At 54.2% G+C, this 24600-nt stretch carries 26 protein-coding genes and 1 other RNA gene; 6 read left to right on the forward strand and 21 right to left on the reverse strand.

The window, feature by feature from the left end; translation table 11 throughout:
- Positions 1-244: 244 nt before the first annotated feature.
- The 4 genes from thiT to HP435_RS17625 all read right to left on the reverse strand — a co-directional run bounded on the left by thiT (position 245) and on the right by HP435_RS17625 (position 3175).
- Positions 245-805 (reverse strand): energy-coupled thiamine transporter ThiT, encoded by a 561-nt coding sequence (gene thiT, locus HP435_RS17610; RefSeq protein WP_122965089.1) that lies wholly within the window; start codon positions 803-805, stop codon positions 245-247.
- Between the two features lie 118 nt (positions 806-923).
- Positions 924-1646, reverse strand: a complete 723-nt coding sequence (locus HP435_RS17615; protein WP_122965088.1) for an amino acid ABC transporter ATP-binding protein — start codon at positions 1644-1646, stop codon at positions 924-926.
- On the reverse strand, positions 1639-2298 hold the full coding sequence (locus HP435_RS17620; RefSeq protein WP_122965087.1) for an amino acid ABC transporter permease: 660 nt from the start codon (positions 2296-2298) through the stop codon (positions 1639-1641). The genes HP435_RS17615 and HP435_RS17620 overlap by 8 nt, the downstream gene beginning before the upstream one ends.
- A gap of 55 nt (positions 2299-2353) precedes the next feature.
- The gene (locus tag HP435_RS17625) at positions 2354-3175 is read right to left on the reverse strand and encodes a transporter substrate-binding domain-containing protein (RefSeq protein ID WP_122965086.1); all 822 of its coding nucleotides are present in this window, start codon (positions 3173-3175) and stop codon (positions 2354-2356) included.
- Between the two features lie 329 nt (positions 3176-3504).
- On the opposite strand from HP435_RS17625, the gene HP435_RS17630 reads away from it, so the two are divergent.
- Together HP435_RS17630 and HP435_RS17635 are read left to right on the forward strand one after the other, a co-directional pair.
- A complete protein-coding gene (locus HP435_RS17630) occupies positions 3505-4635 on the forward strand; it encodes a M20 family metallopeptidase (protein WP_173599657.1) in 1131 nt (376 codons plus the stop codon).
- 113 nt (positions 4636-4748) lie between these two features.
- The gene (locus HP435_RS17635) at positions 4749-5174 is read left to right on the forward strand and encodes an RDD family protein (protein WP_122965084.1); all 426 of its coding nucleotides are present in this window, start codon (positions 4749-4751) and stop codon (positions 5172-5174) included.
- 64 nt (positions 5175-5238) lie between these two features.
- Here HP435_RS17635 and rpe read toward each other — a convergent pair whose 3' ends face one another.
- The 14 genes from rpe to HP435_RS17705 form a co-directional block, all read right to left on the reverse strand.
- Entirely contained in the window at positions 5239-5886 is a 648-nt protein-coding gene (rpe, locus tag HP435_RS17640) for a ribulose-phosphate 3-epimerase (RefSeq protein ID WP_063229871.1), read from the reverse strand.
- Positions 5880-6770, reverse strand: a complete 891-nt coding sequence (gene rsgA, locus HP435_RS17645; protein WP_122965083.1) for a ribosome small subunit-dependent GTPase A — start codon at positions 6768-6770, stop codon at positions 5880-5882. Before rsgA ends, rpe begins: the two co-directional genes overlap by 7 nt.
- Before the next feature lie 19 nt (positions 6771-6789).
- Complete coding sequence (gene pknB / locus HP435_RS17650; RefSeq protein ID WP_122965082.1) at positions 6790-8772, reverse strand: Stk1 family PASTA domain-containing Ser/Thr kinase; 1983 nt, start codon at positions 8770-8772, stop codon at positions 6790-6792.
- 5 nt (positions 8773-8777) lie between these two features.
- Entirely contained in the window at positions 8778-9533 is a 756-nt protein-coding gene (locus HP435_RS17655; protein WP_122965081.1) for a Stp1/IreP family PP2C-type Ser/Thr phosphatase, read from the reverse strand.
- Positions 9534-9537: 4 nt separating this feature from the next.
- Positions 9538-10608 (reverse strand): dual-specificity RNA methyltransferase RlmN, encoded by a 1071-nt coding sequence (gene rlmN / locus HP435_RS17660; protein WP_122965080.1) that lies wholly within the window; start codon positions 10606-10608, stop codon positions 9538-9540.
- 198 nt (positions 10609-10806) lie between these two features.
- Positions 10807-12153, reverse strand: coding sequence for a 16S rRNA (cytosine(967)-C(5))-methyltransferase RsmB (gene rsmB / locus HP435_RS17665; RefSeq protein WP_122965079.1), 1347 nt, complete (start codon positions 12151-12153; stop codon positions 10807-10809).
- Positions 12154-12156: 3 nt separating this feature from the next.
- Positions 12157-13107, reverse strand: a complete 951-nt coding sequence (gene fmt / locus HP435_RS17670) for a methionyl-tRNA formyltransferase (protein ID WP_122965078.1) — start codon at positions 13105-13107, stop codon at positions 12157-12159.
- A gap of 5 nt (positions 13108-13112) precedes the next feature.
- The gene (def, locus tag HP435_RS17675; protein WP_063229878.1) at positions 13113-13589 is read right to left on the reverse strand and encodes a peptide deformylase; all 477 of its coding nucleotides are present in this window, start codon (positions 13587-13589) and stop codon (positions 13113-13115) included.
- Between the two features lie 16 nt (positions 13590-13605).
- Positions 13606-16041, reverse strand: coding sequence for a primosomal protein N' (gene priA / locus HP435_RS17680; protein WP_122965077.1), 2436 nt, complete (start codon positions 16039-16041; stop codon positions 13606-13608).
- Complete coding sequence (gene coaBC, locus HP435_RS17685; protein WP_122965475.1) at positions 16038-17288, reverse strand: bifunctional phosphopantothenoylcysteine decarboxylase/phosphopantothenate--cysteine ligase CoaBC; 1251 nt, start codon at positions 17286-17288, stop codon at positions 16038-16040. Before coaBC ends, priA begins: the two co-directional genes overlap by 4 nt.
- Before the next feature lie 74 nt (positions 17289-17362).
- Entirely contained in the window at positions 17363-17569 is a 207-nt protein-coding gene (rpoZ, locus tag HP435_RS17690) for a DNA-directed RNA polymerase subunit omega (protein WP_063229880.1), read from the reverse strand.
- A gap of 3 nt (positions 17570-17572) precedes the next feature.
- Complete coding sequence (gene gmk / locus HP435_RS17695; protein WP_122965076.1) at positions 17573-18193, reverse strand: guanylate kinase; 621 nt, start codon at positions 18191-18193, stop codon at positions 17573-17575.
- Positions 18194-18209: 16 nt separating this feature from the next.
- On the reverse strand, positions 18210-18470 hold the full coding sequence (remA, locus tag HP435_RS17700) for an extracellular matrix/biofilm regulator RemA (protein WP_015891999.1): 261 nt from the start codon (positions 18468-18470) through the stop codon (positions 18210-18212).
- 24 nt (positions 18471-18494) lie between these two features.
- Positions 18495-19379, reverse strand: a complete 885-nt coding sequence (locus HP435_RS17705; RefSeq protein ID WP_173599680.1) for a YicC/YloC family endoribonuclease — start codon at positions 19377-19379, stop codon at positions 18495-18497.
- A gap of 187 nt (positions 19380-19566) precedes the next feature.
- Between HP435_RS17705 and HP435_RS17710 the strand changes: the two genes are divergently transcribed.
- The gene (locus HP435_RS17710) at positions 19567-21306 is read left to right on the forward strand and encodes an Rqc2 family fibronectin-binding protein (protein WP_173598036.1); all 1740 of its coding nucleotides are present in this window, start codon (positions 19567-19569) and stop codon (positions 21304-21306) included.
- A gap of 60 nt (positions 21307-21366) precedes the next feature.
- A complete protein-coding gene (locus HP435_RS17715) occupies positions 21367-21867 on the forward strand; it encodes a hypothetical protein (protein WP_122965073.1) in 501 nt (166 codons plus the stop codon).
- A gap of 112 nt (positions 21868-21979) precedes the next feature.
- On the opposite strand, the gene ssrS is transcribed toward HP435_RS17715, so the two are convergent.
- A non-coding RNA gene (ssrS, locus tag HP435_RS17720) (6S RNA) lies at positions 21980-22173 on the reverse strand.
- Positions 22174-22299: 126 nt separating this feature from the next.
- Between ssrS and HP435_RS17725 the strand changes: the two genes are divergently transcribed.
- Together HP435_RS17725 and HP435_RS17730 are read left to right on the forward strand one after the other, a co-directional pair.
- On the forward strand, positions 22300-22668 hold the full coding sequence (locus HP435_RS17725; RefSeq protein WP_122965072.1) for a hypothetical protein: 369 nt from the start codon (positions 22300-22302) through the stop codon (positions 22666-22668).
- A gap of 130 nt (positions 22669-22798) precedes the next feature.
- Positions 22799-23221: a Gmad2 immunoglobulin-like domain-containing protein gene (locus tag HP435_RS17730; protein WP_122965071.1), complete on the forward strand. Its 423-nt coding sequence runs from the start codon at positions 22799-22801 to the stop codon at positions 23219-23221.
- Positions 23222-23224: 3 nt separating this feature from the next.
- Here HP435_RS17730 and HP435_RS17735 read toward each other — a convergent pair whose 3' ends face one another.
- The gene (locus HP435_RS17735; RefSeq protein WP_173599656.1) at positions 23225-23998 is read right to left on the reverse strand and encodes an enoyl-CoA hydratase/isomerase family protein; all 774 of its coding nucleotides are present in this window, start codon (positions 23996-23998) and stop codon (positions 23225-23227) included.
- Between the two features lie 244 nt (positions 23999-24242).
- The gene (locus HP435_RS17740; RefSeq protein WP_173598032.1) at positions 24243-24593 is read right to left on the reverse strand and encodes a DUF4870 domain-containing protein; all 351 of its coding nucleotides are present in this window, start codon (positions 24591-24593) and stop codon (positions 24243-24245) included.
- Between the last annotated feature and the right edge of the window lie 7 nt (positions 24594-24600).

Consider the following 24600-nt stretch of genomic DNA (forward strand, 5'->3'; position numbering starts at 1 on the left):
CGCCCCCCTGTCGCAGGCGATAGGAGCGCAATCCCATTTCATTGTGCACCTCCTTTAGGTGTTCTCCCAAACGTGCATATTACATCATATTCTGCTGTCGGATAAACATGTATCCTGCCACGCGAAAATGTCGATGTCCACCAAAAACTCCCGTGGAATCGCGCCACGACAAAACAAAAAATCAGGCAACATGATTGCTGCCTGATTACATTATGAATCCGCTGTGCCATTTATGCAGGTCCAACTAAGCTACTCTGTCTCGCGCAGGGAACAACAGTTGGGAAGCGCTGCCCAGCACGACTGACAAGACCACTCCCGCGATGATCATTTCGGGAATGAGGTAAGTGATGTTGTAAACAAACGAGTACAGCGCCACATTCATGCCTTCAGGCGCATACTGCCCAAACCAGATGACGCCGGAAGTAAAATGGCAAGCCAGACGGCCGAGCACGCCGATGAGCAAGCCGCCCCAGAGCACGGCAACCCGTTGCTGTTTCTTTTCATAGCGGGACAAGCGAACCAGTCCCGTCAACCCCAGGAAGGCGAATGCCAGCGGATAATCCAGCAGCACCTGCACAGGGTTTACCAGCGTGCTTCCCAGCATGAGCTGCAGCAACCCGACGAGCGTGCCCGTCACGACGCCTGCGGTCAAACCGCGGCGGACAGCGATCAGCGCAATCGGCACCATGACCAGCGAGACAGAACCGCCCTGTGGCATTTCAAAAACTTTAATCTGGCTAAACACGAAAGCGAGCGCAGCCATCATCGCCATTTCCAGCAAGATGATCAAGCGTTGTCGATCCAACTATCTTCACTCCTTATAACCTAATGAACATTCCAAATCAACCTGATTCTAGCCCAAGTGCATGCCCCTGTCAAAGAGAAAAGCCGCAGCCCCAAAGCGGCACCGCGACTTTTTTCCACTAGCGAACTTTCTCCAGAAACTGCTTGGCCCGTTCGCTTTTCGGATTTTGAAAAAACTCTTTCGGAGGCGTCTCTTCCAAGAGTCGGCCATCATCGATGAACAGAATGCGATCAGAAACTTCTTCGGCAAAACGCATCTCGTGCGTCACAATCGCCATCGTCATCCCGGTATGAGCCAGCCCTTTCATGACTTCCAGCACCTCTTTGACCATTTCCGGGTCGAGCGCGGAAGTCGGCTCGTCAAACAGCATGATTTGCGGCTCCATAACGAGCGAGCGGGCAATCGCCACCCGCTGCTTTTGTCCACCGGACAAGCGGGACGGGAACACGTCGGCTTTGTCAGCCAGACCGACACGCGCCAAAAGCTCTCTTGCCTTCTTCTCTGCTTCGCTTTTTGCCATGCCCTTCACCTTCATCGGCGCATACGTCAGGTTGCTGAGCACCGTCATGTGCGGGAACAGGTGAAAATGCTGGAACACCATCCCGATCTGCTGGCGAATCGCCATCACATTCGCGTTTGGATCGGTAATGTCTTGACCGTTGATCGCGATTTTGCCGCTGGTTGGCACCTCCAGCAAATTCATGCAGCGCAAAAGCGTGGATTTTCCCGAGCCGGACGGCCCGATGATCGCCACGACTTCCCCTTTGCCGATCTCGGTGGAGATGCCCTTGAGTACGTTTAGTTGCCCGAAAGACTTGGTAATGTTCTCGATCTTAATCACTGCGTCTCATCCTCCGTTCCACAACGCGCGCCACCCATGTCAACATCATGACCATGACATAGTACAAGGTGCCGGCGATAATGTATGGCTCAAAGTAGCGGAAGATGGCCCCTTTTACCACGTTTGCATTTTGCATGATGTCGGACAAGCCAATCGTGGAGACCAGCGCCGATTCCTTCAGCAGCGCAATCGTCTCATTCACCAGCGCAGGCAGGATGTTCTTGATGCCCTGTGGCAAAATGATGTCGAGCATCATCCGGCGGTACGGAATGCCGAGCGCTTTGGCCGCTTCCCACTGGCCTTTGTCGACCGCCATGATTCCGCCGCGAATCGTCTCTGATATGTACGCGCCCGAGTTCAGCGTAAACGTCAGGACAGCCGCTTCCAGCTGCGAAATATTGTAGCCGGTAAGCTGCGGGGTCGCAAAGTAAACAAAGGTCAGCTGCAAAATCAGCGGCGTGCCGCGAAAAACGGACGTATACGCGATAGCGAGCCAGTTCAGCGGTCCGAATTTAGAAATTTTGATGAGTGCGAGGATCGAACCCCAGACGAAACCCAGTACGACGGAAATCAATGTAACAAGCAGCGTGCCCTTTATCCCCTGCAAAATGAAAGGGATATAGGGCACGATTTGCGCAAAATCCAAATTCATGCCCGTTCTCACCTCTTGCTACGTTGCGTAGTAGTTACTTCGTTATGACCAGAGATTATTGAGCGAACCATTTTTGGATCAGCTTGTCCATTTCTCCGTTTTCCTTCATTTTCTTGATGACTTCGTTAAACTTCGCTACGTGCGGAGAGCCTTTTGGAAAAGCGATGGCGGAGCCGTTTGTTTCGTCTGTTTCGAGCGTCGTGAATTGCAGGCCAGGATTGCTCTCGACGAAGCTTTTTGCCACATGGTCCTCGATGATTGCCGCATCGACACGACCTGTTTTCACTTCTTCCACGATCTCACCCAGCTTGTTGAGGGAAGTGACTTGCAAGCCTTGTACCGTTTTGCTCATCTCTTTGGCTGCTTCTTCCTGGATGGAACCGAGCTGAACCGCGATTTTTTTGCCAGCCAATTGCTCCGGCTTTGTAATGTTGCTTTCTTTTTTGGAGACAAGCGTGTTTTTCGCATCGTAGTAAATATCGGAGAACTCCGCGTTTTTCTGGCGCTCCGGTGTCGGCGTCATGCCTGCCATAACGAAGTCTGCGCGATTGGTTTGCAGCGCCGGAACCAGTCCGTCGAAGTTCATGTCTGTCACTTGCACTTCGTAGCCAAGCTCATTTGCGATGTATTTGGCAATGTCAATGTCGAAGCCGACAATTTCGTCTTTTCCGCTTGTCAGGTCGTGGTATTCATACGGTTTGTAGTCAGCAGACGTCGCCATGATCAGCGTCTTTTTCTCTCCTGCTTGTCCTTGGCCAGCCGGTTGCCCCTGTCCTGCGCCCGTCTGAGGCTGATTTCCCGTACCGCATCCTGCGATCATAGCCGCTGCCAAAAGAGAAGTTACTGCAAGAGAAAGAATTGAAGTCCGTTTTTTCATTGTGTACCCCCGGTAAAATGATTTACTGCAAAAGCAGCCATGCTTGACTTAAATATTTTGCACAACAACTTATATTTATGCAGGATAATGACTATTTTAATCATTTACTAAACAATTTCAATCATTTTTTCACCATCTGCTAATTATGCAAAATACAGAATTTTACACACAAATCACTCTCCCCCTTTTTCTCACGGTGCTTGCTGCTTCGCCTAGTATGCCCAACCTCGGCAAATATCGTGACGGCTTCGCGGATTTTTCTCTGGCGAAAACAGGAGAGAAGATTTATAGTGCAGTATGAAAAGCTCGTACATAAAGGAGGAAATAAGATGAGTACGAATTGGACGTCCTACTTTCGCGAGCAGCTCCCGGACATGGTCGACGAGCTGCGCACCTACGTGGAAATGGAGACACCGACTCACAACAAGGAAGCTGTTGATCGACTGGGCCTGTATATCGCAGAGCGTTTCCGCGAGCTTGGCTGCCGCGTCGAGCGCCTGCCGCAACAAACGTACGGCGATCAGCTCCGCATCGAATACGGCGAAGGCGAGGAGCAAGTGCTCATACTCGGTCATTTCGATACTGTGAAAGAGATCGGCACGTTGCAAAAAGAGCCTTTGCGCGAGGAAAACGGGCGTCTGTACGGGCCTGGCACGTACGATATGAAGTCGGGGATCGTCTTCGCCTACTTCGCTCTGCGCGCGATTATCTCGCATGGGCTGCCGCTGTCCAAAAAGCTCGTCTTTTTCTGGAACACGGACGAAGAGATCGGCAGCGTCTCCTCCGAACAGTTGATCAGAGCGGAAGCCAAGCGAAGCAAATACACGCTGGTTCTGGAGCCAGCGGCAGGAGACGGTTCCTTGAAGACAAGCCGCAAAGGCGGCGGGGAATTTTTCCTGACGGCAACAGGACGAGCCGCTCATTCGGGCAACGACCACGCTATCGGGGTAAATGCTATCGAAGAACTGGCGCATCACGTCCTGGCGATTCAGTCGTTTACCGATTATGCGGCTGGCACTACGTTGTCTGTCGGCACGATCAAAGGAGGCAGCGTCTCCAACGTCGTACCTGACTGGGCGATGGCAGAAATCGATGTTCGCATCGAGAGCCGTGCGGAAGCAGAGCGAATTACCCGATTGATGAATCAGCTTGCACCTGTTCTGCCCGGCGCGGGGCTGAAACTCGAAGGCGGGATTGCCAAGCCTCCGATGGAGCGAAACGCTGGCACCGAGAAACTGTTTTTACTGGCTCAGGAGCAAGCGCGTCTGGAAGGCTTCGAGCTGACAGAACAGGGCGTAGGCGGAACCAGCGACGGCAATTTTGCCGCAGACGCCGGATGCCCGACACTCGATGGGCTTGGTCCTGTCGGGGATGGCGCACACGCTTCGCACGAGCACATCGTCCTCGATGCGATTCCGGGACGGGTTGCGGTCTTGCTTCGCCTGCTTACGGCCCTGTAAAGCCGCTCCCCTGCCTGCTCAGGCACCGGAGAATCGGCAGGCTTGTTTCGTGAAATACTTTCAAGAGATCAGACATATATATTCCCTAGCCTACAATGAAAGGAAGGGTACATATGGAAAACGTTGCACCAGTGCCAAGCAATCCCGTCGGTTTTTGGCGGCGTCTCGGAGCATCCTTGCTGGACGGCCTGATTATTGGCGTGCCTCTTGCTCTCATCAGCTACCTCATTACTGGGGATACAGAAGGCAACATCGTGACCAATCTGATCTCGACTTTATACAGCCTGCTCGTTCCGGTGTTCTGGTACGGCTACACGGTCGGCAAAAGAATTGTCGGCGTGCGCATCGCCCGCGTAGACGGGGAACGCGTCGGAATCGGCACGATGCTTTTGCGCGTGCTGGTCGGCATGATGCTCATTTACGGCATCACATTTGGCATCGCTGCGCTTGTCAGTCTGGTCATGGTCTGTGTGCGAAAAGACAAGCGAGCCATTCACGACTTGGTTGCTGGCACGTACGTAACCTCTGATCAGCCCTGACGCTCGCTTCCCACGAAAAAAGCCGACTGCTCGAAAAATGGCAGTCGGCTTTTTGCTATGCTTTTTATCCGCGGATGGCAGAGATCGCTTTCGCCCGGTCTTGCTGGTTGAATACGGCACTTCCGGCGACGAGCACAGTTGCCCCCGCTTCTTCGCACAGGCGAGCCGTTTCCACGTTGACCCCGCCGTCGATTTCGATCTCGACATGGCCCAGTCCGCGTTCATTCAGCAACTGGCGCAGCTCCTTGATTTTCGGAACGACGCTGTGAATGAATTTCTGGCCGCCAAAACCCGGATTGACTGTCATCAGCAAGACCATGTCCAAGTCAGCAAGCACAGGCTCGATCGTCGAAACCGGAGTGGCCGGATTCAGGACTACACCCGCTTTTACGCCCTGCTCTTTGATCAGGTAGAGCGATCTGTGCAGGTGGCGGCACGCTTCCTGATGAACCGTGATCCAGTCTGCACCGCTTTTGGCAAACTGCGGGATGTAGCGGTCCGGTTCTTCAATCATCAAATGAACATCCAGCGGCAGCTTGGTCACAGGGCGAATCGCCTCGACGATCAATGGCCCGATCGTAATGTTTGGCACAAAATGTCCGTCCATGACATCGACGTGAATCCAGTCTGCTCCCCCGCGCTCGACATCGAGAATCTCCTCGCCCAGACGGGCAAAATCCGCTGACAGGATAGAAGGTGCGATTTTTACCATGGTTTGTTCCTCCGTTGATATTCTTTCAGCTCTTCACGGAACTGTTTGTAGTGGGCATAGCGCTCTTCGCACAGCTCGCCCGCAGCCAGCGCCTCCTGTACGGCGCAAGACGGCTCGCTCACGTGGAGACAGCCGCGGAACTTGCAATCCGCACTAAGCTCGGCGAAATCGCGGAACGACTCTGCCAGATCCAGCTCGGTAAAATCGATGAACTCGAGCGAGCTGAAGCCTGGCGTATCGGCTACATATCCGCCCCCGTCCAGCGGAATCAGCTCTACGTGGCGGGTCGTATGCTTTCCTCGGCCCAGCTTTTCGCTGACGTCTCCAGTCTGGAGACTGACACCGGGAAACAGCGTATTGATCAGCGATGATTTGCCTACCCCTGACTGCCCGGCGAAAACGGTAATCCGGTCGTGCAAAATCTCGCGAACCTCGTGCAGCCCGCGTTCGTCCACGGTCGAGGTCGGGATCACGCGATAGCCGATCTTCTCGTATTTTTGCACAATCGCGTCCACTTCTTCCTGCGGCACCTGATCAGCCTTGGACAGCACGATGACGGACTCAATCCCGACATGCTCCGTATGAGCCAAAAACTTGTCCAAAAGAAGCGGACTGAACATCGGCTTGTACATGGAAAAGACGAGGACGGCCTGATCTACATTGGAAATGGGCGGGCGGACCAGTTCATTGGTCCTTTCGCCCACCTCCATCACATAGCCTTCTTCTTCGTTGATCGCATCGTAGACGACCCAGTCGCCTACAAGCGGGTTGACCTTGGCATCTTTTTTCTTGAACAGCCCTCTTGCACGGCAACTGTAGATGCGCCCTTCATCGGCTACATAGTAAAAGCCGCTCAGCGCTTTCACAATCCGTCCCTCTGGCATTCATGTCCCTCCACTTGTTTTACGGCAGGCTGTTGTACGAGATCGGAATCGTTTGGTATTCCTTAAATTCGGTTTCGTTCTGCCTTTTGACCGTTGCTTTGACCAGCGCGTCTTTTTGTGGCGATACGACTACCGGAACGTCGTATTCCTTGTTCTCGGCAATCGCCTCCTGGTAGAGCACTTTTGCATCGCCGCGCGCGTCTGTCACTTCAATCTTCACTTCCAGCGTCTCGCCAGGCACGACTTCGACGTACACAGGCGCGACGGCGGACTTGGCGTCCTGCGGATACTGTCCGTTGCTGACGGTCAGCGGGACAGCCACCCCTTTTTGCACTTGCATGCCCGGGTCATAAGGATGGGTGCTCAGCACTTCCCCCTCTTTGTCGGTCGAGTACGTAGGCACTTTCTTGATTTCCCCGACGTTGAGCTCTTTTTTGAACAGCTCCACTTGCGCCGCTTCGACCGATTTGCCGCGTACATCCGGCATGGTCACGAACGCTTTTCCTTTGCTGATCGTCACCGTCACGCTTGTTTTTCCTGCATACACCTTCTCATTTGCTTCCGGCGACTGCTTGATGACGGTTCCCACCTCGGCCTTGTCGTCCTCTTCTTCGACGAACTTGACCGATTCCAGCTTGAAGCCATTCTTTTTCAACGTCTCTTCCGCCGTTGCCCGCGGCAAGGTGATCAGGTTCGGCATGTCGATCAGCTCTTGGCCTTTGCTGACGTACAAGGTGACGACGGCCTTTTCCTTCAACCTCATCGGCGGAGCCGGGTCTTGCCTGATGACCATTCCTTTTTCCATCGTATCGTTCGCTTCCTCGACGATTTGCGGAACGAGATTCGCTTCCTGAATCTTTTTCTCAGCCAAGGACACTTCGGTTCCTTCCACATAAGGGACGGGCACCTCCGGGACAGATGGCACGACGTTCAACAGGAAGTTGAATCCGAAGAACGCCAGCACGAAAAACAGTCCGATTCCGCCGACCCAGAGCAGCGCCTTCACCCACCATTTTTTCTGGGGTCTTTGCTCCTCGTCGTCTCCGTTCGGCTCCTGGCGGCTGCGCTGTCCGCCTCCGGTCCGTCCGTGCGTGTGCCCTTCCATCATTTCCGGCGTAATAATCGGGACGACACGCGTCATCTCTTCATCAATCGGAAACGTCAGCTTTTCTTCGTTCAACCGTTCCGGAAACAGGCACGTCTCCAAATCTTCAAGCATTTCGCGGGCCGAGGCGTACCGCAAAAACGGGTCCTTGACCAATGCTTTCAAAATCACGTTTTCCACGCTCTGCGGGATGTTCGGATTCACCTGGCGCGGTTCAGGCAGCGGTTCCTGCAAATGCTTGAGCGCCACGGAAATCGGGGAATCCCCGGAAAACGGCAGCTCTCCCGTCACCATTTCGTACAAGACAATCCCCAACGAGTAAATATCCGACTTTTCCCCTGTAATCCCGCCACGCGCCTGCTCTGGCGAAAAATAATGGACAGAGCCAAGCATGGCGTTGGTGTGGGTTATGGTAGCAGAAGTAACTGCTCGCGCAATTCCGAAGTCCGTTACCTTCACCCGACCGTTTTTGCCGATCATGATATTGTGCGGCTTGATGTCTCTATGAATAATCTGGTTCTGGTGCGCATGATCGAGTGCATCGCAAATTTGTTCGGCGATGCGCACAGCCTCTTCCACCGGCAATGCCCCACGCTGGATAATCACTTCTTTCAGCGTGTAGCCTTCTATGTACTCCATCACCATGTAATGCGTGTCGCCTTCCTGGCCTACGTCGTAAACCCCGACCACATTGGGGTGAGACAAGCTTGCTACTGCCTGAGCTTCACGCCGGAACCGGTTCACAAAGTCTTCATCTGTACCAAACTGCGAACGCAGCACCTTGACGGCCACTGGACGATTCAGTATCAGATCTCTCGCTTTGTATACGATCGCCATACCGCCTCCGCCGACGCGGGATTCCAATTGGTACCGTCCTCCCAGTCGTTGACCTTCCATCTCTCTCACCCCTCTTTCTGACCGACGTCAAGCTTTTTTTGGACAGCGACCAGCGTAATGTTGTCTTCCCCACCGGCTTCCAGCGCTTCTTGCACCAGACCGTCCACTTTCGCTTGCAACGATATCTGTTTCTGCAACCAATTTTCCAAAGAGGCATGGGCTACCTTGTTGCTGAGGCCGTCTGAGCAAATGAGGACGATATCGCCCTTCGCCCATTCAAAGTGCCCCAGATCAATCAACACATCCGGCTCGGTGCCGAGCGAACGCATAATGACGTTTCGGTGTGGATGGACAGAAGCTTCCTCTTCCGTGATTTGTCCGCTTTTCAAAAGCTCGTTCACAAGAGAGTGGTCCTCTGTTTTCATGACCAGTCCGTCTGCGTTGTACACGTACAGGCGGCTGTCGCCAATATGGGCCGTAATGACAGATGTTTCGCCAAGCAGCGCGGCCACTACTGTCGTTCCCATCCCGCTGCACTCCGGATGATTCAAAGCGTAATCGTACACTTCTTTATTCGCGGCCAGGACAGCATTCATCAACTGCTCGCGCGCATCTTCCGCGTCAAGCTGTCCATCCAGGTGCCGCAGTTCTTTTACTATTCGCTCAACGGCAAGGCGGCTGGCAATGTCTCCAGCCTGATGCCCGCCCATACCGTCTGCAACAATGGCCAGCACGCGTCCGTTCAGATCGGCAACACAGGCATAGTAGTCCTCATTTACCTGGCGGACGCGGCCGACATGGGATTTCATCGCGATTTCCATGGCTTCACCCCACGGTTTCTTTAGCGTGTTGTGCCCTCAGCTGACCGCAGGCAGCGGCGATATCGCTGCCTTGCTCGCGTCTGATGGTCACATTGATTCCCTTTTCATCCAAGATGCGTTTGAACTGAAAAATTTCGTTGCGCGGCGTGCGCACGTAGTCGCGCTCCGGCACGTAGTTGACCGGAATCAGGTTGACGTGGCACAGCATGTCTCCAATCAGCTCCGCCAGCTCTTCGGCGTGTTCAGGCTGATCGTTTTTGCCTCCGAACAGACCGTACTCGAAGCTGATCCGGCGGCCCGTTTTGTTGATGTAATGACGGCACGCCTCCATCAGCTTGTCAAGCGGGAAGCCGCGGTTGATCGGCATCAGCTTGCTTCTCAGCTCTGTATTCGGAGCGTGCAGGGAAATAGCGAGATTGACTTGTCCGCCGCGTTCGGCAAACTCGTAAATCTTCGGCACGATCCCACTGGTAGAAACGGTAATGTGACGAGCGCCGATGTTCAGCCCGCGGTTGTCGTTGATGATGGACAGAAAAGCCATCAAGCTCTCGAAGTTCTCGAACGGTTCGCCAATCCCCATCACTACGACGTGGCTGACGCGTTCCCCATCGGCATCCAGTCTGCGCTGGGCCATCAGCACCTGGGAAACGATCTCGCCTGCATCCAAGTTGCGCTTCAATCCGCCGAGCGTGGAGGCGCAGAACGTGCAGCCGATCCGGCATCCGACCTGCGTCGTCACACAGATGCTGTTTCCGTAGCTGTGGCGCATGATGACCGTTTCGATTGCGTGCCCGTCAACGAGCTGGAACAAAAACTTGATTGTGCCATCCGTTGATTGCTGGTGCGTAATTTCTGTCAAAGAGTCCAGACGGAATGTCTCAGCAAGCTTCTGCCGCAAGTCTTTGGACAGGTTGCTCATCTCATCAAAGGAAGTCACACGCTTTACGTACAGCCAGTCAAAAATTTGCTGGGCGCGAAAAGCCTTGTCACCTACGCTGATGAGCCACTCTTTCATTTCGTCTTGGGTCAAGCTGTAAATAAGCGGCTTAGCGCTTGTAAATGTCGTGAATGGCATTTCTTTTCCACATCCTCAAAATCATTGCTTGCACAAATTATCATTCTATCATTGTACCTCGCCACGCGTCACGCTTCAAACGGTTTTGGCATCCATTTCAGAAATGCGTCCCTTTTCCTAGTGTAAACCAATCCGCACATGCGCAAACAAAGGCAAAGGAGTGGCATTTTCCGCAATTGGCACGCCACCCCTCCCTTGCTATCCTTTTCGTTTCAATCGCGCGATAAAGAAGCCGTCACTGTCAAAATGCTGAGGCAAAATCTGCACGCAGGCACCAGACTCGTCCACTTGATTGCGAACGGCGTCAGGCAAGTCTTGCCCAAGCGTATCATCCAAAACAAACTCCGGGTGCTCTTTGACGAAGCGCTGGACAATTTCCTGGTTTTCCTTTGGCTCAATCGTGCACGTACTGTAGACGAGCACACCTTCTGGCGCAAGCATCGGAGCCAATGCCTTGAGCAGCTCGTACTGGAGCTGGGCAATCGCCCGCACGTCCTCGGGTGTTTTGTTCCACTTCAAGTCGGGCTTGCGCCGGATGACGCCAAAACCGGAGCACGGTGCATCCAGCAAAATCCGGTCAAATGTCCCGAGTCCTCTGTCTGGCAAATCGAGCGCGTCGCTTGTAATCGGCTCGATAATCGTGATCCCCAGCCGCTTGGCGGTTTGGGCAATCAGCTCGCGCTTGTGCGGATGCAAATCGCTGGCGATAATTTGTCCGCGATTTTCCATCAGCTCCGCTATATGCGTCGTCTTGCCGCCCGGAGCCGCACATGCATCGAGCACGCGCATGCCTGGCTTGGCAGCGAGTGCAGGGGCAACCAGCATCGAGCTTTCATCTTGGATCGTAAAAAACCCTTCCCGGAACAAACGCGATCCGGCCACGTGTCCGCCAGCCACCACGATCGCTTGCGGGCTCAGGGCAGACGGCTGCGCTACCGCTTCCTCTTGCGCAAGCTTGTCCAGCAGTTCACTGACCGTTGTTTTCAGCGAGTTGCTGCGGATCGAGCTGTGCGGCGTGCGGTTGTTGGCTTCGCAAATCGCGATCGTCGCTTCTTCGCCGTACACTTTCAGCCACTCGCGGACGAGCCATTCCGGATGGGAATGCGCAACGGAAATTTGTGCGGCGCGGTCGCCTTTTGGCAAACGCTCCCACACATCCGGCTGGCGCAGTACATTGCGCAAAACCCCGTTCACCATCGAGGCAATCCCTTGATGTCCGCGACGCTTGGCCATTTCTACAGCCTCGTGAACAGCGGCGCGCTCTGGAATGCGGTCGAGGAAACGAATTTGGTACAAACTCAGACGAAGCAAGTTGCGCACCCACATCTGCAGCTTTTTGTTCCCGACAAAATGGGACAAAACATGATCGAGTGTCAGCTTGCGCTGGATCGTCCCGTATACCAGCTCGGTCACCAATCCCGTATCCGCCGCACTGAGCTGCGCGCGATCCAGAACGCCTCTCAGCTCCAGATTGCTGTACGACTTATGCTCCTCTACCCGATTCAAAACGTCTAGCGCAATATCTCTTGCTCCCTTTTTTGCCACGGACTATTCTCCTACCTTTGTGCCGATTTCAATGCTGCTGCCCGCTCCGCGCAAAAAGTCGAGAGCACTCATCCGTTTTTTGCCTTCTGGCTGCAACTCGGTTACTTTTACCGCGCCGCTTCCGCAGGCGATGACCAATCCGTCCTCTTCGCGGGCGATAATCGTGCCCGGCTCGTATCCGCCGCCAGCCTCCAGCCTTTTTTCCACCCACCACAGCTTCCACACTTTGCCTTCGCAAGTCGTGAAGGCGACAGGCCACGGGTTCAAGCCGCGCACCTGGTTGTAGATTTGCGTAGCGGTTTTCGTCCAGTCGATTTTTTCATCCGTCCGCTTGATGTTCGGGGCAAATGTCGCTGCCGAATGGTCTTGCGCTTCCGGCTGAATCTCTCCGGCCAGCAAACGAGGCACCGTCTCCAGCAAAAGCTGGGCACCCGCTACCGCCAGCTTGTCATGCAACAGCCCGACCGTATCGCGCTCCTCGATCGGCACTACGACCTTGGACAGCATATCTCCCGCATCGAGCGCTTCTACCATGTACATGATCGTCACGCCGGACTCGGCTTCGCCGTCGACGATTGATTTGTGAATCGGCGCGCCACCGCGATATTTCGGCAAAAGCGAAGCGTGCACGTTGATGCAGCCAAAGCGCGGAGCATCCAGCAAGCGCTTCGGCAAAATTTGCCCGTATGCCGCCGTGACAATCAGATCAAAAGACAGCGCGAGCACTTCTTCCAAAGCTTCTTCCGCCTTGATTTTTTCCGGCTGCAACACAGCAAGTCCATGACGCAAAGCCGCCTCCTTGACGGGGGGCGGCGTCAGCACTTGCTTGCGTCCTACGGGACGATCCGGTTGCGTAACGACTCCAATCACGTTATAGCCTGCTTCGATGAGCGCATTCAGGCTCGACACCGCGAAGTCAGGCGTACCCATAAACAGGATGCGAGCATCTTTCAAATCGATTATTCCCCTTCCTCTTCCGGGTTCACCTGATACACCTTGTCGGCTACATCGATGAACAGGACGCCGTTCAAGTGGTCGATCTCATGCTGGGCGCAACGGGACAAAAGATCGTCTGCCTCCAGCTCGATCTCGTTTCCGAAGCGGTCTTGCCCGTGCAGCTTGATCCATTTGTGGCGGCGAACGTCTCCGCGCAGTCCCGGGATGCTCAGGCAGCCTTCCGGATAGTCAAACTGCTCGCCTTTGTGCTCGACGATTTCCGGGTTGACGATTTCGATCAGTCCGTCTCCGCAGTCCATCACAATCACGCGCTTGGAAATCCCTACTTGCGGTGCAGCCAGACCTACGCCGTCTGCATCGTACATCGTGTCAGCCATATCGTCCAAAAGCTTGTGCAGGTTCGAATTGAACTTGGTCACTTTGATCGCTTTTTCACGCAAAATCGGATCTGGATGTTTTACAATTGTGCGAATCGCCATGTGAATCATATCCTCCCTAAAGCAATACGTATGGATCGACGTCAATCGTCATCAATACTTTCTGCTGTTTGTTCCATTCTTCAAATGCCGCTGTCGCCTGAGCAAGCAAGTCAGACAGTTGCGGTTCATCCCGATATTTTAGCATGATCTGAAAGCGAAATCTATCCTTCACGCGCGCGATGGGCGAAGCGACAGGCCCAAGCAAGATCGTCGTTTGGGCAAGCCGCGGGCGCAAAAAGTCTGCCAAGGTGTGGGCGCCGCGTATTACGACAGGCACTTCCTCATGGCTGAACGTGATCAGCACCAGCCGGAAATACGGAGGGTATCCCGTGCGTCTGCGCTGCAACATTTCATCGTGATAAAAAGCCGGATAGTCGTGCCGGGTGGCGTGGACGATGCTGTAATGCTCCGGCGTGTACGTCTGGATGACGACATCGCCTTCCAGTTCGTGCCGACCGGCGCGTCCGCCTACCTGGGTCAGCAGTTGGAACGTCTTTTCCGCCGCGCGAAAATCAGGCAAATGCAGCGAGCTGTCCGCCGCGATAATGCCTGCCAGCGTCACCCGCGGAAAATCGAGTCCTTTGGCGATCATTTGCGTTCCCAGCAGCACATCGCCCTGTCCGTTGCGGAATTTGTTCAACAGCTCCTCATGTGCGCCTTTTCGCGAGGTCGTGTCCACATCCATGCGAATGACGCGAATGCCTGGAAACAGCTTGGCAAGCTCGGCTTCGACTTTTTGCGTTCCCGTCCCGAAAAAGCGGATATGCTCGCTCTGGCATTCCGGGCAATGGGTGGGCTGGGCGATCGTGTAGCCGCAGTAGTGGCAGCGCGCCGTATGGTTCGTTTTATGGTAGGTAAGCGAGATGTCGCAATGAATGCAGCGCATCGTATAGCCGCACGAACGGCACATGACGAACGTGGAAAAGCCGCGGCGATTGAGGAAAATGACCATCTGCTCCTCTTTTTGCAGACGATCCGCAATCATCGCATGCAGCTTCCGGCTGAACATCGAGCGATTCTCGACTTGCAGCTCTTCGCGCATATCGACGACGTGCACCTGCGGCATCGGGCGATTTCCGACGCGGTCTGGCATTTGCAACAGGCCGTAGCGGCCACGCGTAGCCAGCGCATACGTCTCCAAAGCCGGAGTCGCGCTTCCCATAATCAGGACAGCATCGTTTCTTTTCGCCCGCCAGAGCGCAACCTCCCGCGCGTGGTAACGAGGTGTCTCCTCTTGCTTGTAGGAGCTTTCATGTTCTTCGTCGATCACGATCAGGCCGACATTGCGAAAAGGAGCAAAAATGGCCGAGCGTGCGCCCACCACGACTTTTACTTGATTGCGAATGATTTTGCGCCACTCGTCGTACCGCTCCCCTTGGGACAAGGCACTGTGCAGGACGGCAACATCGGCCCCGAAGCGCGCTTTGAACCGCTCCACCATCTGCGGCGTCAAAGAGATTTCCGGAACGAGAAAAATCGCCTCGCGCCCTTTTGCCAGCGTCTGTTCGATCGCCTCCAGGTACACTTCTGTCTTGCCGCTGCCCGTAACCCCGTGCAGCAAGTACGAGGAGTAAATCCCCATTTTTATAGATTGCAAAATCGGTGCCAAAACCTGCTGCTGGAGCGGGGTAAATTCCGGCTTCGGCTTCTCGGAAAAGCGCCGATTGGCGTATGGATCGCGGTACACTTCCACCTGCTCAATGACGAGAATGCCTTTTGCCTCCAAACTCTTCAAGGACGCCCGGCTAATGCCGTACTCCGCTTGCAGCATCTGGGTCGAAAACGCTTGCCCCTCATGCATGCGAAACAGTTCGAGCGCTCGGCGCATCTGCTCGGCACGCGCTGGCAAGGAGCGGATCGCTTCTTCCAGGCCGGATGCATCCAGCAAACTGCGCACAAAAGATTGCTGCTTGCGGGTAATCCGATCCGTCACCTGGTATTCGGTCGCCAAAAGTCCGCTGGAAATCCAGCCCGGAACGAGCAAATACTCCTCCGGAAACTGTTTTTCCACCTCTGCCAGCGGAAGTTGCCGTTTTCGCGACAGTTCCCATAAAAGCCCCGACTGTCCGCATGCGTCAGCGTCCAACGCCTCTGTCGCGACCAGCCATTTCTCCGACTTTCCTTTCAGGACAGCCGGAATCATCGCCTGAACAGCAGTCACCCACGGGCACAAATACTGTTTGGACATCCATTCGCCCAGCTCCAGCAGTTCCGGGCTAAGCGGAGGCGTATCGTCGAGCACTTGCTCCACATCTTTCAAACGGGACGACGCGATTTCTCCGTCCGCTAGTTCCACAATTCCGGTCACATACCCTTGCAGCTTGCGCGGGCCAAACGGGACGATTACCCTGCTGCCCACACGGATGAGCGGACTAAGCCAAGACGGTACCTTGTAGTCAAAAGGCCGATTCGTTCGATTGACAGGCACGTCTACAATCACTTGAGCGATCATGACAGCTCCGACAGCGGCTTATGCTGCAGCTTCAACAGCACGGCATCAAACAGTTTGTCAGCTACCGCCCGCTTGCTCAGTTTATCCAGCGCCACTTGCTCGCCTTCCCGGGTCAAAAGGGTGACGATATTCGTGTCGCTTCCCATTCCTGCCCCTTCCAGCAGGACATTGTTGGCCACGATCATGTCGAGATTTTTGCGTTCGAGTTTGGACTGCGCATGCAGCAGAACATCTTGCGTCTCGGCAGCAAACCCGACCACGAACTGCTTCGTTTTGCGCTCGCCGATCGTCTTCAAAATATCCGGCGCTTTGTCCAGCTCCAAGACAAACGGACCGTCGCCCTTTTTCATTTTATGCTCCTGCACCGTTTTCGGACGGTAATCGGATACAGCCGCCGACTTCACGACGATATCGCTTTGCGGCAGATGCTCCATGACCGCGTCGAACATCTCCTGTACCGATTCTACCGCTACGAACTCGACACCAGCGGGACGGGCAAGCGAAGTCGGCCCGCTGATCAGCGTCACTTTCGCTCCCCGGTCGCGCGCAGCTTCGGCAATGGCATAGCCCATTTTCCCGGAGGCGTGGTTGGTAATGTAGCGAACCGGATCGATTTTTTCCCGGGTTGGCCCTGCTGTCACCAGTACGTGCTTGTCCAGCAAGTCCTGCTTGATCGCCGCTCCTGCTTGATCGTCCGCTTGGGCAAAAAAGCGTTGAACCGCTTCGACGATTTCCTCCGGTTCAGCGAGACGCCCTTTGCCGATCCAGCCGCACGCCAGCAAGCCTACCCCCGGCTCCACGAACCGATAGCCGAAAGACGCGAGCTTTTCCATATTCGCCGCGACCGCCGGATGGTGATACATATTGACATTCATCGCGGGTGCGACCATCACCGGGGCCTTGGTTGCAAGCAAGGTCGTCGTCAGCATGTCATCTGCGATTCCGTTCGCGATTTTGCCGATCACATTGGCCGTGGCAGGAGCGATCAGCACGAGGTCAGCCTTGTCCGCCAGCTCAATGTGGCTGATGACGTGCGGGTCTGGCTCCGTAAACGTATCGGTGTAGACCGGCAGATGCGACAAAGCTTGAAATGTCAGCGGCTGAACGAATTTCAAGGCGTTTTCCGTCAAAATGACATGCACTTGTGCCCCTGCCTGTGTCAGCTTGCTTGTCAGCGCCGCCGCCTTGTAAGCCGCAATGCCGCCACAGACTCCGAGCACGATTCGTTTTCCCGAGAGCGTATTCATCATCTGCAACTCCCCCTCTTCTTCCCTATCCGAAAAAAACAACCTGCTTGGAGGTTGTTTTTAAAGGTAAGCTCTTATTTACGTCCGTCCAAAAACTCGTGCACCAGTTCGTCGGAGATAAACTCTTCGAGAGCCACGCCTACAAACTTTTTGGATTTTGGTCTGACTACCTGCATTTCGCTGTTTTCGCGCAATTGGCGCGCGCGTTTGGAAGCGACAGTCACCAAAATGTACTTGCTTTCTGCTTTCGCAGTCAATTCGTCAATAGATGGATACAACATGATCTATTCAACCTCCTTTAACCATTTGCGATATTTGTGAACCTGGCGATCTTTTTTCAGATGCTCGGCTGTAATAATAGCCTGAATGCGATCGCAGGCAGACTCGATAACATCATTGACCACGACGTAATCGTAATGATCCATCAGCTCGATTTCCGCGCGGGCTACTTCCATCCGCTTGCGGATAACATCCTCTGTCTCCGTGCCCCGTCCTACGATCCGGTTTTCCAGCTCGTGCAAATCAGGCGGAGCGAGGAACAGGAACGTCCCTTGCGGAAAGCTTTCCTTCACTTGCAGCGCGCCCTGGACTTCGATCTCCAGAATGACATCGCGTCCTTCGTCCAGCATCTCATCCACGAATTGGCGGGGCGTGCCGTAGAAGTTCCCTACGTATTCTGCCCACTCCAGAAGAGCGTCTTGCTCAATCATTTGCTTGAACTCTTCCTGTGTCTTGAAAAAGTAATTGACTCCTTCCACCTCGCCCGGGCGCGGAGAACGTGTGGTAGCCGAGACGGAATACACCAGCTCGGGCATTCTTTCCCGAAGCGCCTTGCATACCGTGCCTTTGCCCACTCCCGCAGGTCCGGAGAGAATCAAAAGGAGACCGCGATCAACCATGCTCATTGTGTACACTCCTACTTTATTCGTCCGATTCGTCATCCTTCGTCGTCAGTCGCTGCGCCACTGTTTCCGGCTGCACCGCCGACAAAATGACGTGATCGCTATCCGTAATAATCACAGCGCGCGTCCGGCGCCCATACGTTGCATCCACCAGCATATTGCGATCACGCGCTTCCTGGATGATCCGTTTGATTGGGGCAGATTCCGGACTTACAATGGAAATGATACGGTTGGCATTCACAATATTGCCAAACCCGATATTGATTAGCTTGATTGCCATAACGGCCCAGCCCATCCTTTCATGCTACTCGACATTCTGTACTTGCTCTCTCATTTTCTCCAGCTCGGTCTTGATCTCGACAGCGAGGTGCGCGATTGGCAAGTAATTCGCCTTGGAAGCAATCGTATTCGCTTCCCGGTTCATTTCCTGGAGCAAAAAATCCAGCTTTCGCCCGATCGCTTCGCTTGCCGTCAATTGCTTTGCAAACTGGAGACAATGACTTTCCAGGCGGGTAATCTCCTCGCTGATATCGCTCTTGTCAGCGAAAAAGGCCACCTCTTGAGCCACACGCGCAAGGTCCAGTTCAAACGGAACCTGGCTGGCCCACTCCCCCAGACGCTGCTGCAGGCGGGTTCGATGTTCCTCGATCCCCATAGGAGCCAACTGTTGAAGCTCCGCCACCCACGCTTGAATCTGTGCGAGCCGACTGGATAAATCAGCGTACAGTTGCTTGCCTTCCGCCTCTTTCATGGAAAGCAAGTCGATCGCCGCAGTTCGTACCTGATCCAGCAGCCATTCGGCTACTTCGTCATGGTCGTCTGCCGTTTCTTTTGTATGTATCACGCCAGGGAAGAGCAAAAGCTCCTTGACGCCAAGCGGACTTTCCAGTGAAAAGCGCTCAGCCATCGTGCGCGACAACGAAACAAGCTGTTCGGCCATCTGCCAGTCAATATCGATAGCAGAAGCCGCCTGGCTTTTTCCGTCGATCGCGATGGTCACATCGACACGGCCTCTTCGGACGTACTGGCTCACCAGCTTGCGCACCTGATCCTCCAGCATGCTCCAAGCTTTTGGCAGTCGTACCTGTATCTCGGAATACCGATGATTGACGGCGCGAATCTCCACAGTCAAACGCACAGTTCCCCTGCTATCCTCTTGCCGTCCATAACCTGTCATGCTTCTAACCATCATTTTCACTTCCACAGACGCAAAATCGTTAATTTATTATAGGAGACAACTCTTGGCAGTGTCAACCGAAGGCGCAAGGCGACAACAAGATTCCTCCCTCTCCCGCTTTATGCTACACTGTGACTGGCAAACATTTTCTCCATTCGTTTTTCCTTCTCGGCATTTTTTAGGATAGAGGTGAGCTATAGTGGCATTTGACGGCGTAGTGACCCGTGCCTTGACACGGGAATTACATAAATGTATCGGCGGACGCATTTCCAAAATTCATCAACCGCATCATAGCGATATTGTCATGCAGGTGCGGACACCGGGGGAAACGGTCAAGCTCCTGCTCTCGGCAAACCCGACGTACCCGCGGATTCACATTACGACAGAAGAATTTACAAATCCGCTGGAAGCCCCGATGTTTTGCATGCTGCTGCGGAAGCATTGCGAAGGCGGCGTAATCGAGTCCATCGAGCAGATCGGCATGGAACGGATCATCCACATCGACGTCCGCACCCGCGACGAGCTGGGAGATACGGCGACCCGCCGCATTATCATGGAAATCATGGGCAAGCACAGCAACATCATTCTCATCGATCCGGCTACCGGGACGATTCTGGACAGCGCGATGCACGTCACCTTGGCGATCAGCCAGTACAGACAGGTCACACCCGGCAGGACGTACGTCTCCCCGCCGAGCCAAGACAAGCGCGACCCGTTGGCTGCGACCGAGCAAGAGTTCATTTCCTCCATCGATTGGAACAGCGGACGCCTGGACAAGCAGATCGTCGACGGCTATACGGGAATCAGCCCGCTTTTGGCAAAAGAGATCGTGCACAGAGCGAAGCTGGCAAATCGGGAAACGCTGTGGGAAGCTTTTTCTGCGGTCATGGAAGCAGTCAAGGCGCACGCATACGCTCCTTCCATCGTGGAACACGCTGGCAAAGCCTACTTCCACGTCATCGAGCTGACGCACCTCGCCGCGGGCACGACAACGCCGTACCCATCCGTGCAGACATGCTTGCAGGCGTACTACGAAGGCAAAGCTCTGCGCGATACGGTCAAGCAGCGCGCCCACGACTTGATTCGCTTCGTGACTGGTGAACGCAACAAAAATGAAAAGAAAATCGAAAAGCTGGAGCAAACGTTGCAAGAGGCGCACGACGCCGACCAATTCCGCCTGTTCGGCGAGCTGATTACCGCCAACATGCACCAAATGAAGCGCGGCGACACCGAGCTGGTCACGGTCAACTGGTACGACGAAGCGGGCGGAACCATCACGATTCCGCTCGATCCGCTGAAGACGCCGTCCGAAAATCTGCAAGCGTACTACAAGCGCTACAACAAGGCAAAAAACAGCCTGCAAATCGTCAGTGAGCAAATCGAGCAGGCCAAAGCGGAAATTCTTTACCTGGACGGCCTTTTGGTTCAGCTTGGGCACGCCAGCCTAAAGGAAGCCGAAGAAATTCGCGACGAGCTTGTCGAGCAAGGCTACATGCGCGATCGGAAAAAGCGCGGGCCGCGCAAGAAAAAAGATACGCGCCCTGAGCTGGAAACGTACGTGTCCACAGACGGAACGGAAATTTTGGTCGGAAAAAACAACAAGCAAAACGAATTTTTGACGAACAAGCTGGCCGCTTCGCATGAGACATGGCTGCATACGAAGGACATTCCCGGTTCTCACGTCGTCATCCGCTCCCGGGAATACTCCGAGCAAACGTTGCTGGAAGCGGCAAATCTGGCAGCCTATTTCAGTCGCGCCAAAGAAGGCAGCCAAATTCCTGTCGACTACACCTTGATCAAGCACGTCAAAAAACCGAGCGGCGCCAAGCCGGGCTTTGTCATTTACGAGCAACAGCGCACCTTGTACGTCACACCGGACGAAGCCCTCGTCCGCCAGTTGAAAGCGAACGCTTCCTCCACGCATAGCGAAACCCGCTAAGCTCATACTAAGAGCAAAGAAGCATATCTTCGTGGTTTCAACTTTGGAAGGAGGATCAGGATGAACGTCATTGGCATCATCCAGACTGATCTAAACGAATTCAGCGTATTGTTTGAGCAGCAAAACGGTGGACAAGGCGGCAGCGGCGGTGGTGGCGGACAAAACGGTGGCGGCGACCAGCATTCGCAAAGCGGCGGTGGACAGGATTTTCAAGATAGCGACTCCATGTTCCTCAGCTTTCTGGACGAACAGCCCAGCTCCGGGGAAGGAAGCTCCACTAGCGGCCAGGGCGGGCAAAGCCAGGGGCAGGGGCAAGGTCAAGGGCAGCAAGGCGGGCCACAGGAACTGACCGTGCGCATTAAAGGCATACCCGAAGGCCAGAAAGCAAACTTCCTGCAAATGTACCAAATCCTTCAGGACGCTCAAGATTCTCAATCCCTGGAGCAAAGCTTGACGATTGTCAACAACAACGATCAGCAAGACGGACAAGATTCGTCGAGCCGCAGACAAAACCAAGGCCAGGGACACGGTTCCGGCAAACAAAACAGAACGACTCATTGATCGCCATGCTGCGAAAATCGTTTCGTCGACAACAGAAGACATAGAAAAACCACCTGGAAATCTCCAAGTGGTTTTTTCATGCTATCGGCAAATCTTTGCTTTTACATGCTTTCAAGTCCCCGCTTTGCCGTTGACCTCATGTTTCTATAACCTGCGCTCACACAGGTGGGTGACTGGTCTGCCCTTCAGCCTTCCCATGCATCCCCAAAAGGGAGGTGGGCCTGACATCCATCACAAATTTTCGTCTCCCGAAAAACACGTATAAGGTTAGAAACATTTACGGCCTTACGTACATCGCAGGATCTTGATACAACTACTTTACCACAGAATCATTCCACGCTCAACGGATTTTCTTTCCTTTCGTTTCCCATTCTTTTCCCACACCTTTTTGTAAGCTTGGACCCATCAGGCGAAAAGGAGTGAGGATTGTGTATGGATGAGAATGTGAAGCGGCTGTACGACAAAGCCGGATTTGGCAGCTACACGGGCGGAGCCGGCCTGCAAGCGGAGATCAAACAGCTCGTGACTGCTGATCCGGCTCCCCGCAGCTTCGAATCGCTCGCCTCCCTTGTCGAGTTGCTGCTTGCTCATCCCCGTACGGCCGTTTTTGTGACGGAAAAAGTATTGCGCGCCTTTTACAAGCCTGCGCCAAGTGCCGACGAAATCGAATACTTCGCCCGGATTTATCGCCATTTTCGCAGCATTTATGCAAGCGTGATCGACGGCTATCTGGGCGGCGCTCATAAAAACGTCCTGGGACAAACATACGAAACTTTGCCGATTTTTCGGACAGGCTCCTAGCAAGCGAAAAAAGCTTTGGCCTTTGACAGCCAAAGCTTTTTCCTTTGGGACCGTTGCTTTTCCAGAATAAAACACCTGGCAGGTCGCCATCTTAAAAACGACACATACTTCTGGAAAAGGAAGGGATATCATGCGTTTTCCCCAAAAGCTTCTCGTCTTGTCCTTGCTGGCTGCCGCGTCCGTCGGTATGACCGCCTCCCCGCTGTTTGCGTCTGCGACTGCCCTGGAGCAACCTGCTGGCGAATCAGGCGGCAAATACGAGAACGAGTCTTTTCGCAACATATCGGTGACGAAAACGGGAGCGGGCCAATACACAGTAAAAGGCGAAGCGCGCGTATTCGAAGCGACCGTCCGCTTTGTCGTGACAGATGGAGACGCCACATTGGCCGACAGTTTTGTTACCGCCAGTCAGGGTGGGCCAGCATGGGGTACGTTCAGCATCAACCTGAACCTCGACGCCTCCAAGCTGAAGGAGCCTGTCCTCGTCCTGTTTGAAGAAAGCGCCGAATCAGGGCAGCGCATTCACGAATTGAAAATCCCGTTGCCAAAATAAAGCTTACATCCGCTTCCTTTTGGCACGAACGAGCGACTGAAACTCGGGATGGGCAATCAAGGACGGCTGCTGCTGTTTTTCCCAGGCAAGCGCGTACTCCAGGCCGTTAAACTGGCACCGTCCCAGCCCTTCCTTCGTAACTGCGTAAGCCTGGCTTGGCAAGCGGCGCACCATGGACACCAGTGCTTCCACTTCCTGCTCGATCCGCGCAGGCTCCACAGCTCGATAAATCAGACCGATTTGTTCGGCTGTTTGCCCGGAAATTTTTTCGCCAAGCAACGCAAGACGTTTCGCCCAAGCTGTTCCGACGAGCCGTGGCAACAAATAGGTGCCGCCGAAGTCCGTCGTCAGTCCGATCTGTACAAACGGTTCTTGCAAGACCGCATCTGTCGCCGCGATGACAAAATCCGCGTGCAGCGCCAAGTTCAGCCCCGCCCCGACTGCTACCCCTTCCACGACCGCAATGACTGGCTTGGGAATCTGATTCAACCGGGTAATGAAATCGTTGATCACCGAAAGCGCGTCATCTGCCTCGCTTTTCTCGCTCAGCGATGTCAATACGGTCAAATCGGCTCCCGAGCAAAAATGACCGCCCGCTCCCCGCAGAATGAGCACTTCCACCTCCGAATCATCCGCCGCCTCTGCAATCGCCTGTTGCAGCAAGGAAAACATCTCCACTGTCAGCGCATTCAGCACATGCGGGCGATTGAGCGTAATCGTGCAAACTCCCGCTTCTTTTTTTACCAAAAGGCTTTCTGCCTGTCCTGTGTGTTCCATTCTTCTCACTTCTCCTTTCTATTGGGACGCTTCCGGAATAACGCCTTGACGCTGTAGCTTGCGCAATCCTTCCTCTGTCCGCAAATTGAGCGAAATGCTCTTGTGGTTGTGGTGCGAACGCAAGGAAAACGCTCCACTTGCTTTCTCCCCTATTTTCGCGATGAATGGTCATTCACCCTGCCTTTTTTGCGAGAAAATTACGAAAAAACCGCCCCTCAACGGAACGGTTCCCTCGTTTTGCTCTTCATTTCACAAAGCGCAGCGTCAGCGGATAGCGGTACGATTTGCCCTCGTTTGCCCGGATAGCGGCGATGACAACGAAGACGATCCAGAAAATGAACAAGGCGGTCAATAAGATCGCGCCGATAAAGACAATCAGCAACAAGCCGGAAATCGCGGCATAAATCGTAATCGAGATGCCAAAATTGAGCGCTTCCTTCCCATGCTCTTGAAAAAACTCGCCCTCTTCCCGCTTGACCAGCCAAATAACCAGCGGCCCCAGCACATTGCCAAAAGGGATCAAAAAGCCTGCCAGAGCAGACAGATGCACAATCATGGCCCACATTCGCTCGTCTTTTCCGCTCAAATGATTCATCGTTTTC

The sequence above is a fragment of the Brevibacillus sp. HD3.3A genome (assembly GCF_013284375.2).
GTDB classification, from domain to species: Bacteria; Bacillota; Bacilli; order Brevibacillales; family Brevibacillaceae; genus Brevibacillus; species Brevibacillus parabrevis.